The organism is Coxiella endosymbiont of Ornithodoros amblus (assembly GCF_019425495.1).
Lineage (GTDB): Bacteria > Pseudomonadota > Gammaproteobacteria > Coxiellales > Coxiellaceae > Coxiella.
Genome location: NZ_VFIV01000041.1, coordinates 1 through 10614, shown reverse-complemented (window position 1 = coordinate 10614; position 10614 = coordinate 1). Strand labels below are relative to the sequence as shown.

The window sequence follows — 10614 nt, the reverse complement described above, 5'->3', positions numbered from 1 at the left end:
GTAATAATCCATCACTTCGTCCCGGTTCAACCACTCTGTATACAAACGATTGAACACCCGTTTGATCCGCTGCATTAATCTCAAGCTTCGCTCTCTAAAATCAACGCTAGCTTCTTCATAAACCCGCGCGCCCGCTTTTATAAATTCTTAAGATTAAGTTATTATTTATAAGTGCTTGTTAAAGAGTATAGGGGTAAAAATGACCACTACCCTTTTTATTAAGCTTTCACCAGAAATAGACTACAAATATTGATGACTCGATTAAAGGCAAAAAATTGACGTTCGATATTCTGCAGCAAGTGAATAAGCCGATCATATCTGCGAAAAAAGGAGTCCCTCTTTAGGAGGATAAGTAGAAGTTCTAAAGAAAACCTATCATCATCATTATTATTGAGATTAGACATTTTTCTATACCTCACTATGTGCTCGAAATAAAGAATAGGCAATTTCCAGTGATTAGGCAATACTTATTCAAATAACGACCATTTTTTTGGGATCTACGGCTTTATCAAATTCGCTTGCGGTTAAATAACCTAGCTGAAGAGCAGCTTCTTTAAGTGTCTTGCCTTCTTTGTAAGCTTTTTTAGCAATTTCTGAGGCTTTGTCGTAACCGATGATTTGATTTAATGCAGTGACTAGCATTAGAGAATTATTCAGATAGTCATTGATTTTTTCTTGATTAGGTTTGATTCCAACGGCGCAATGATCATTAAAGGAACGACAAACATCGGACAATAAATAAATAGATTGAATTAAATTATAAGCCATCACGGGCTTGTAAACATTCAGTTCAAAATTCCCCTGCGATCCTGCGATGGTAATGCTCGTATCGTTTCCTATCACCTGAACACACACCATCGTCATTGCTTCAGATTGCGTTGGATTTACTTTACCCGGCATAATTGAAGAGCCTGGCTCATTTTCTGGGATGACAATTTCCCCAATGCCGCAACGCGGTCCGGAAGCCAACCAACGAATATCGTTTGCAATTTTCATCAACGAACAGGCAAAGGTTTTGAGAACGCCGCTGACTAAAACAATTTCGTCGTTGGCAGCCAGAGCGGCAAATTTATTAGACGCCGAATAAAAGGGCATTCCTGTCAGTTCGGCAATGTGTTCAGCAGCTTTTTTGGCAAATTGCCGGTGGGTATTCAGCCCCGTACCTACCGCTGTCCCGCCGAGCGCGAGACGATAGAGCGTTGGAAGCACATCATTAATGGCTTCCAGGTTATAGTTGAGTTGAGCGACATAACCTGAAAATTCTTGGCCCAACGTTAATGGCACAGCATCTTGCAAATGTGTTCGACCGATTTTAATGATTCTGAAAAATTCCTTGGATTTTTTTTCCAAGGTATCGCGTAAGACAGTGAGATTAGGGATAAGCTGATGCGTTATCATTTCGGCAGCAGCAATGTGCATTGCTGTTGGAAAAGTATCATTTGAAGATTGCGACATATTAATGTGATCGTTCGGATGAACCGGTTCTTTGCTTCCTAATCTTCCACCAGCTAACTCAATCGCGCGATTGCTGATAACCTCGTTCACATTCATGTTGGTCTGTGTGCCGCTGCCGGTTTGCCAAATTTTCAATGGAAAATGATCGTTTAGTTTTCCAGTGATCAGCTCTTCGCAGGCTTTAAGAATAAAGTTAGCTTTTTCTTGAGGTAGGTTGCCCAATTCAACATTTGTGAGCATAGCCGCTTTTTTCAAAATGCCAAAAGCGCGAATGAGCTCAGGCGGCATCGTTTCGCGCCCAATGGCAAAATTAACTAATGAGCGCTGTGATTGCGCGCCATAATATTTTTCATTGGGCACTTCAATCGTACCCATACTGTCGGACTCTTTTCGCATCTATTTACCTTTGGAAAGAGTGATGTTACAAGGATAGGTTATGCGATCAACATCTAGAGTTGTTTTTTGATGTCCATAGATTTTTGAACTCATCTCACATTGTTTATAATTTGAAGAAGTGCCAGGTTTGAGTTGGCCGCTTAAATTTAAAGTTGCCACTGCCCCCATACACTTTTTTTTGAAACTAATATGGTCGCTGAACCTTTGTAAGCACAAAAGCCGCCTTTTCGGTTAATATTCAATGTAATTGGCTTCGGAATTCTTTGGAAAGGGCAGCACGATTTTTAGTTCTTGTCCGTTTACTTTGACCAACTGCATACAATACGTACCAAATAGAACTAATTTATAGTCTTCCCCTGTATTATTTTTGACGTAAAATCCTGTCAAAATTCCTTGGTTCACGTTTATTCCTTGTGCGAAAGTCGTAGCAGAAACCCCGAAACCTAACATGATAATAAAATAGAGTGCTAAGGAACGAATATTCATATTGGTTTCCTCAATTATTATTACTTTAACTATACAAAGTATAGTCTGCTTTTGAGTAGCTGCCAAACTGGTGCCCCGGACAGGATTTAAACCTGTGACCTGTCCCTTAGGAGGGGACTGCGCTATCCAACTGTGCCACCGGGGCGTTGGGAAACTTGGGGGACAATGATATCATAGGAGACTCTTTGTTGAGAGGGGAGAATTTAATTGTCTCTTAAATAAGCATTTGATTAAGCAGGAGCTTGTTTAGCATGATGAAATCTAAAGGCCGTATTAATTTTTTTCTGGCTATTGTCGTGGATTTCGATGCTTTGCGCATCTATCTTGTCAAAAAAGCTGTGAAAGAATTCGTGCCTCCTCCTGTGACTATATCGACTCAAAAGCTCTCAGTGAAAGTTGGCAGCCCGTATTGACTGCGGTGGGTAGCTTGAGTGCGATTCAGGGCGTGAATATCAGTCCTGAAGTGAGCGGCTAGGTAATCTCTATCCATTTTTCCTCGGGCCAATTAGTCAAAATCGGTGAATTGCTGATTCAACTCGACGATTCAAGCCGACGATTCAAGCCGACGATTCAAGCGACGTTCAAGATCTTAAAAATAATTAGACGGCTCTGGATATAGCGACTAATGACTTATTCACTTGAGCTTCTGTTTGCTGCAATTGGGCAAGTGCTTGATCGTAATCGCTTCTAGCGATTGGACCTGTTTTATGTAAGGTAGCCTTACGTTCAAAATCGACTCTTGCTAAAGTGAATAAGTCATTAGTCGCTATTAGCAAAAAAGAATATTCGCGCTCCTTTTTCTGGAAAAATTGGCATTCGACAAGTTAATTTGGGTTAATACGTTAATCCTGGTGATACGTTGGTTAGTTTTCAGTCTCTCGGTCCTTTGTATGTAAATTTCTCGTTGCCTGAACAGTTTTTAAAAAGATCTCTCCTTGAATCAAAAACTTTCCATTACTGTGGATTATTATCCTGAAGAAAAATTCGATGGTAAAATTACAGCACTTGATTCTTTGGTGACGAAAGCCACGCATGATATTAACGTTCAAGGAACCATTCCTAACGAGGGTTATCGACTTTACCCCGGCACATTCGCAAACGTTACTGTTTATCTGCCTAAGAAAAAAGCTGTGGTAAACCGTGCCACAAACCGCGGTGACTTATTCTTTGTATGGTTGATACGGTATTTGTGATAGAGCCGGGTAAGAATAAAAAGGGTAAGCAGCTTTAATTGCGCGCCAACGTCTTATTGAGATTGGCGATATGAAATAATAATAAAGTCGTTATAAAAAAAGGCGTTAAAGCGGGTGAAGAAGTCGTTACCTCTGGCAAAAATAAACTTCATAAAGGAACTAGCGTTAAAATCGATAACAGTGTGGTATTAAAACCAGAAAACCGAGAAACATTGACGGGATCTTAATGGCAAGTTTGAAATTTACAGATAAATTTATCATTCGCCCAGTTCTCGCCATTGTTGTGAGCTTGTTTATTTTTATTTTTGGCTTGCTTGCGATTACTAAAATGGAAGTGCGCCAGTACCCTAAAATGAATGATACGTTAATTACCATTTCGACAGCTTACCCTGGCGCGTCTGTTTCTTTAATCAAAGGTTTTATACAACGCGGCTTGAAAAATCGATCGCTGGCGCCGAGGGAGTCAATACGAATGGCCGACTTAAATGTATAACCCTGACCGAAGTGACGTAAGCGTTGATATAATAATTTTCAATCCGCGGCGGGACAAACGAAAGGCGATTTCATTACACTTTAACTATATAAATAAAAAAGCGAAAACGGACATAGGGGACAAACAAGCGTTTGAAAATTTAGTCATCAAAGAGGTTAATGGCACATTGATTCGAATACGAGATATTGACCGTGTTGAGTTTGGCACTCAAGATTACAATTCAAGCGTTTATATGAATGGGAAAATCGCTATATTTTGTTGCCGTTAATACGGCCCTCGCGTCCAATCCCCTGAGCATGATTGCTAACGTTAAAAAAATATTACTGGGCCTTGAATACGATACCGCTTTCGCTTATTGGTGTTTGTTTTCTTATGTGGTTTTTAGGATATTCGCTGAATTTACTCACACTTTTGTCGATGGTACTAGCTATTGGTTTAGTGGTGGATGACGCTATTATTTTTCGTGGAAAACGTTGATCGACATATTGAAGAGGGCGTGGATGGCTTCCACGAAGCTATTCGAAAGGCTCTCGAAATTGTTTTTCCTATTATTTCTGACCTTACGCTGGCAGCGCTTTATGCACCCATCGGTTTTATGACTGGTTTAACAGGAGCTTTATTCACCGAATTTGCTTTTACGCTAGCTGGTGCAGTTATCGTTTCAGGTATTATTTCGCTCACCTTAATCACCGATGATGTGATCAAAATTTTTAAACCAAAACATTAGAAAGCAACCTTATCTGCAATTTATTAATCGTTCGTTTGAACGATTAAAGCAAGTTTATTCGCGCTGCTTACACGGGGTTTTAAATCACCGTTTTCTGATGATCTTATTAGCCGTTTCCGTATTTGGCCAGTTGTTTTAATTTTTACATGAATACCACCCCAAAGTTGGCGCCTGAAGAAGATCGAGGTGCGCTCTTCGTGCAGGCGCAAGCCCCGCAATACGTCAACATCGATTATATCGAAGTTTATAGTAAACAATACGAAAAATATTTTAAAATATCCTCTCAACGGCCAATTATTTTATAATTAACAGATTTGGCACAGTAAACACCGTCTTGGCGGCGATGATAATGAAGCCGTGGGATCACCGACAAGAATTGCAAAAACAAGCGCAAGTTATTTTGCAGCGCGAACTTAATATCGTGGCGGGGCTATAAACCGTCGTTTTTCCTTTAGCTTCCTTACCGGTCAGGGTCACCGGCTTACCTGTTCAATTTGACTTCGATCGCTCCTTTTAACAAAATTTATTTAGCAACGGAAAATAGTGGGTGGGGGGCGAAAAAAAGCGGCTTGTTTTTGTCGATAGCGAACTGAAATATAACAATCTACAATTAAATGTAATTATCGATCGAAACAAAGCCGGCGATTTAGGCGTCACTATGCAGAGTTTAAGTCAAATATCGGCTTATTCGTTGGAAGGTAATTACATTAATCGTTTTGTGATGATGGAACAAAGCTATAAAGTAATTCCTCAATTAAGCCGATTATTTCGCTTAAATCCCAGCAACTTAGAACAGATTTATGTAAATATACAGCGAGTTGGCAATTAATTCCTTTATCGACGCTCGTTAAAATGAATATTACGACGCAGCCGAATTTGCTTTCACATTTTCAACAATTAAATTCGGCGCAAATTGATGCGGTGTTAGCTCCGGGGCGCCCCATTGGCGAAGCTTGACTTATTTGGAACAAACCGCGAATAAAGTGCTTAGCAGAGACATGAGTTATAATTTTTTGGGAGAAATGCGTCAATTCGTCCAGGAAAGGGCAAACGTTACAAGCTCAGGGCTAATTGGGGGGGTTCGTGCTGGAAGAGGCTATATTCTACGCATCCTGCTAACAGCATAAAATAAGGCTGACGGAAATCCATTTACTCACTTCATTGACTCCTCTTTTCCATAATTACAATAATAGCATAGATGCGGTATTATTCCGTTTTACCCTTAAAAAAGAGGAACTAGTGGTTAAACCTTATCGAAAAAAAGATCCCTATTACAAAAGGGAAACGTCTTTGTATGAGCATCCGGTTCCCAGCCGGGAATTCATTATCCAATATCTTAAAGAAATCAACCGCCCCGTCAGCTTTAGACATTTATTAAGCACTTTTAATTTAAAAAAATCGGAGGAAAAGGATGGCCTACAGCGCCGGTTAATCGCCATGGAGCGGGACGGTCAAGTGATTAGAAATCGGCGTGGTAGTTATGTATCACTTAAAGAGTTGGAATTGATCCGGGGTCGTGTCCAAGCGCACCGTGACGGCTTTGGATTCCTTATTCCTGATGACGGTTCTGTCGATATTTTCCTGCCCACTCGGGAAATGCGAATGCTATTTACAGACGATATCGTTTTAGTTCGTATTGCCAATCCGAAAGAGCGCCGACCAGAAGGAGCGATCGTGGAAATTTTGGAGCGAAATACTCATCAAGTTGTTGGACGATATTTTGAAGAAGGGGGGATCTCCTTTGTTGACCCGAATCATAAATTAATTACCCAAGATATTTTAATTCCTCCCGGCCAGCAAGGAGAGGCAAAAACGGGGCAATTTGTGGTGGCAGAAATTACCGTGCAACCCACCAAGCGTCGCCAAGCGATGGGACGTATTATTGAAATACTGGGCGACCAATTAACCCCTGGAATGGAGGTTGAACTGGCCATTCGGACCCATGAGCTTCCCTACCGCTGGCCGAACGAAGTTTTGCAGGAAGCCAAAAAACTACCCGTGGAATTGATGGAATATGACAAAGAAGAACGCAAAGACCTTCGGAAGCTGCCTTTCATGACTATTGATGGCGAAGACGCGAGAGATTTTGATGATGCTGTTTATTGCGAATCGAAATCGAGCGGTTGGAAACTCTATGTCGCTATTGCTGACGTTTCCCATTACGTTTCTAGAGAGAGTGCATTAGATAAAGAAGGTCAATTACGGGGAAATTCTGTCTATTTTCCCTCGAAAGTTATTCCAATGCTACCCGAAGCTTTATCTAATAACCTTTGCTCGCTTGTACCAAATAAAGATCGTTTAGCCATTGTTTGCGAAATACACCTTACTTCCAAAGGAAAAGTCAGCAAATATCAGTTTTATGAAGCCGTTATTCATTCCCATGCGCGTTTGACCTACACTCAAGTCGCCGCGATGCTCCGCGGAGAAAAAATTAAAAATGGAGGAATTATACCACATATTAAAAATTTAGCTCAACTTTATCAAAATTTGTTGCGACAACGTATTAATCGCGGTGCAATAGAATTTGAAACGACTGAGACTCGAATTCAATTTGATCAAAAAGGAAGAATTAGACGCATCGTTCCTGTCGTACGCAATGAAGCGCATCGCATCATTGAAGAATGTATGTTAATAGCTAACGTTTCGGCCTCGCATTTTTTACAAGAAAAAAATATTCCGACGCTTTATCGTGTACACGAAGGTCCTGATGAGCAAAAATTACATGCCCTTAAACAATTTCTTTGCGCGTTTGGATTACGCTTGACGGGCGGTGATAAGCCAATGCCGATGGATTATGCAAAATTATTATTGCGCATTGAGAAACGTCCCGATGCTCATTTATTACAAACGGTGATGCTTCGCTCGCTGCGACAAGCCATTTATACCCCTGAAGACGGAGGACATTTTGGCCTTTCTTACGAGCGTTACTGTCATTTTACCTCGCCCATCCGGCGCTACCCGGATTTACTGGTTCACCGTGGGATTCGGCACGCATTACAAAAAAAATCTCCAAAGAAATTTCATTACGACAACCCAAAATTAGCCGAATTGGGAAAGCATTGCTCGATGACAGAGCGTCGCGCCGACCGTGCGACACGCGAAGTGGTTGACTGGTTAAAATGCGAATATATGATGAATAAAATAGGTCAAGCTTATGCAGGACATATCGTTGATGTTACAGGTTTTGGCGTTTTTGTACAATTAGATAAAATTTATATCGAAGGATTAGTGCACATTACGGCGCTAGAGAGCGATTACTACCATTTTGACCCTGTTCATCATCTTCTGCGTGGAAAACGTAGCGGCCGGGTTTACCGACTGGGCGATATTATCCATGTTATTGTCGCCAGGGTTGATTTAGACGATCGTAAAATCGATTTTGTGTTAGAAGAGGCAAATTCCCCCCACCACAAAAGCGCCAATCCCCTAGAAAGAAAGGTCGAGGCTAGTGGCTCTATGTATATCATTACCCACTAGTATGGCAAAAACCAAAAAACTTAAAGTTCGCCGTCTGCGTGGGAATGACGATTAACAGTAAAACCTTGATATAAATTTTCCCATTCTAAGTTATTTTTCCTGGTTCCTGCATAGTAGGGACCCAGCGTGCTCGCGCGCAACGCGCCGAATATGCGCCTGGACTTCCCTTGCATGTAATCACGAAGTTTAAAATGAATTTACTGTGACTTGTGATTAATGATATAGCTTTATGTTGACTCCATTTCGTTATATTATTACCCGTTTCTATCTTCTGACACGCTTCCAGAAAACGACTGCGTTTATAAAGAATAATAGAGAAAAAAGAATGACAGCATTGTACCAAAACCGCCAAATTCGCGAATTAGAGCGCTTGGCAGTTGAATCGGGTATTAGTGAATATGAATTAATGTGTCGTGCCGGAGAGGCTGCTTTTAAAGCGCTCCTGGCGCGATGCCCTGAGGCTCAAGAAATTACCGTATCTTGTGGGAAGGGGAGTAACGGGGGCGACGGGTTAGTGCTTGCGCGCTTGGCTTACGAAAACGGATTGAAAGTAACCGTCTATTTGGCCGGGCAACGCCACCAACTAAAAGGTGCGACTGCTCAAGCCGCTAACGCCTGCGAAGCTGCTAATCTGGTTATTTTACCTTTTCCAGAGCCACTTCTTTTTAAAGGAGAAGTGATCGTGGATGCACTTTTAGGCAGTGGACTTTCCGGAGAAGTGAAAACGCCCTACGATCGTTTCATTGCCGCCATTAATCGGGCAGAACAATACGTATTAGCCCTTGATGTGCCTTCGGGCATTAACGTTGATTCTGGAGAGATCCAGGGGATGGCTGTAAAAGCCAATTTAACTGTCACCTTTATCGCTCCCAAAAGAGGTTTGTATACCGATAAAGCACCTGCTTACTGTGGCGAGTTGATCACGGATCGCTTAGGACTTTCGGAGTCCTTTTTTCGCTTCATCTCTGCCGATACTCATTTATTGGAATGGAAAGGAGTGTTTCCTTTGCTACTTAAGCGAGCGCGTGATGCCCATAAAGGCAGCTACGGGCACGTTTTGGTGATCGGCGGTGATTATGGAATGGGCGGAGCCGTACGAATGGCTGCAGAAGCCGCTGCGCGTGTCGGCGCTGGGCTCGTAACGGTCGCCACGCGTCCGGAACATGTCTCTATCATTAGTGGGCCTCGGCCCGAATTAATGTGCCACCAAGTGGCCACTGCGGATGATCTAAAGCCGCTCCTTGCCGCGGCGACCGTTGTGGTGATTGGACCTGGCTTAGGAAGGTCTGATTGGGCAGAATCCTTGTTAAACAGAGTATTAAAAACTGATCTTCCTAAAGTACTTGACGCTGATAGTTTAAACCTACTTGCGGAATCCCCCTCTGAACGAGAGGATTGGATATTAACGCCTCATCCTGGTGAAGCTTCCCGATTGCTAGGGGTTTCGTGTAATGAAATTCAACGCGATCGTTTCCAAGCTATCCACGCTTTGCAAGAAAAATACCATGGTGTCCTTGTGCTTAAAGGGGCTGGGACACTCATTAAAGACGAAGGCCACACTTATTATGTCTGTCCAGCTGGTAATCCTGGCATGGCGACAGGGGGAATGGGTGATATTTTAAGCGGTATCATCGGCGGCCTGGTCGCTCAAAAATTGAGCCTAATGTCAGCCGCTCAAGCAGGCGTTTTTATTCACTCCATGGCGGCTGATCGCGCAGCAGAGGAGGGAGGAGAGCGGGGATTATTGGCCACCGATTTATTTCCTCATTTACGGGTTTTAGTGAATCCTTAACTAGGAAATTTTAATTGCTTATTCAAAAAAATATCCCTACCGAAAAAACCATGCTCGCTTTAGGTCAACGATTAGCACATTGTTGCCAAGCAGGCGAGGTTATTTATTTGATGGGAGAACTGGGGGCTGGGAAAACTACCTTTGTGCGCGGACTCCTGCGAGGCTTTGGTTATAAAGGATTTGTCAAAAGTCCAAGCTATACTTTAATTGAAGTTTACTCGTTAGAAACATTAGAAGTCGCGCACGTTGACTTATATCGGCTCTCTGAAGCAGACGAATACTGGAACATAGGATTAACCGATTATTTAAAAAAGGATTCCATTTTATTGATTGAATGGCCTGAAAAAGCAGAGAAATGGCTCCTGCCCCCCAGCGTATGTATCCATTTTGATATTCAATTAAATAATAATCGCCTTGTTAGCATCACCTCCGATTCCCCGCAGTTAAAAAATAGAACCATTTAAAATGCAACAAACAACCCAATGAAAAGTGCGCTCTTTAAAGGGGGCGTTATAATGCGCCAACACAGAATTTCTATTTTAAATAAAGAGCAGGTGATGAAAGATATTAAAATACTTGGTGTTGATATTTATTG

The 10614-nt window shown here is 42.0% G+C and carries 6 protein-coding genes, 1 tRNA gene and 4 pseudogenes; 6 read left to right on the top strand and 5 right to left on the bottom strand.

Features of this window, described 5'->3' with window-relative positions:
• Window positions 1-471: 471 nt before the first annotated feature.
• The 3 genes from fumC to FIV31_RS05730 form a co-directional block, all read right to left on the bottom strand.
• A complete protein-coding gene (gene fumC, locus FIV31_RS05740; RefSeq protein ID WP_280124117.1) occupies window positions 472-1851 on the bottom strand; it encodes a class II fumarate hydratase in 1380 nt (459 codons plus the stop codon).
• A gap of 231 nt (window positions 1852-2082) precedes the next feature.
• Window positions 2083-2337 carry a hypothetical protein gene (locus FIV31_RS05735; protein ID WP_280124116.1) on the bottom strand — a complete coding sequence of 85 codons (255 nt, stop codon included), beginning with the start codon at window positions 2335-2337 and terminating at the stop codon, window positions 2083-2085.
• A gap of 68 nt (window positions 2338-2405) precedes the next feature.
• Window positions 2406-2482 (bottom strand) — tRNA-Arg (locus FIV31_RS05730).
• Window positions 2483-2588: 106 nt separating this feature from the next.
• Between FIV31_RS05730 and FIV31_RS08615 the strand changes: the two are divergent.
• Window positions 2589-2937: pseudogene (locus tag FIV31_RS08615) on the top strand (efflux RND transporter periplasmic adaptor subunit); the annotation flags it as partial.
• Here the strand turns inward: FIV31_RS08615 and FIV31_RS08830 are convergent.
• Window positions 2937-3032 carry a hypothetical protein gene (locus tag FIV31_RS08830; protein ID WP_482766093.1) on the bottom strand — a complete coding sequence of 32 codons (96 nt, stop codon included), beginning with the start codon at window positions 3030-3032 and terminating at the stop codon, window positions 2937-2939. The pseudogene FIV31_RS08615 and the gene FIV31_RS08830 overlap by 1 nt on opposite strands.
• A 40-nt stretch (window positions 3033-3072) precedes the next feature.
• Between FIV31_RS08830 and FIV31_RS08610 the strand changes: the two are divergent.
• The 3 genes and pseudogenes from FIV31_RS08610 to rnr all read left to right on the top strand — a co-directional run.
• Window positions 3073-3757 (top strand): annotated as a pseudogene (locus FIV31_RS08610) (efflux RND transporter periplasmic adaptor subunit); the annotation flags it as partial.
• Window positions 3757-5793, top strand: a pseudogene (locus tag FIV31_RS08605) (efflux RND transporter permease subunit); the annotation flags it as partial. The pseudogenes FIV31_RS08610 and FIV31_RS08605, both read left to right, overlap by 1 nt.
• 196 nt (window positions 5794-5989) lie before the next feature.
• Window positions 5990-8227: a ribonuclease R gene (rnr, locus tag FIV31_RS05680; RefSeq protein ID WP_280124107.1), complete on the top strand. Its 2238-nt coding sequence runs from the start codon at window positions 5990-5992 to the stop codon at window positions 8225-8227.
• A 214-nt stretch (window positions 8228-8441) separates the two neighbouring features.
• Here rnr and FIV31_RS05675 read toward each other — a convergent pair.
• Window positions 8442-8513, bottom strand: a pseudogene (locus FIV31_RS05675) (hypothetical protein); the annotation flags it as partial.
• Between the two features lie 39 nt (window positions 8514-8552).
• Here FIV31_RS05675 and FIV31_RS05670 point away from each other — a divergent pair.
• Both FIV31_RS05670 and tsaE read left to right on the top strand, forming a co-directional pair.
• A complete protein-coding gene (locus FIV31_RS05670) occupies window positions 8553-10019 on the top strand; it encodes an NAD(P)H-hydrate dehydratase (protein WP_280124106.1) in 1467 nt (488 codons plus the stop codon).
• Window positions 10020-10033: 14 nt separating this feature from the next.
• Window positions 10034-10483, top strand: a complete 450-nt coding sequence (gene tsaE, locus FIV31_RS05665) for a tRNA (adenosine(37)-N6)-threonylcarbamoyltransferase complex ATPase subunit type 1 TsaE (protein ID WP_280124105.1) — start codon at window positions 10034-10036, stop codon at window positions 10481-10483.
• Window positions 10484-10614: the final 131 nt, after the last annotated feature.

What these genes read in the sequence shown, in the direction of transcription:
- fumC (WP_280124117.1), bottom strand. Translation starts at nt 1,851, where the DNA reads ATGCGAAAAGAGTCCGACAGTATGGGTACGATTGAAGTGCCCAATGAA.
- FIV31_RS05735 (WP_280124116.1), bottom strand. Translation starts at nt 2,337, where the DNA reads ATGAATATTCGTTCCTTAGCACTCTATTTTATTATCATGTTAGGTTTC.
- FIV31_RS05670 (WP_280124106.1), top strand. Translation starts at nt 8,553, where the DNA reads ATGACAGCATTGTACCAAAACCGCCAAATTCGCGAATTAGAGCGCTTG.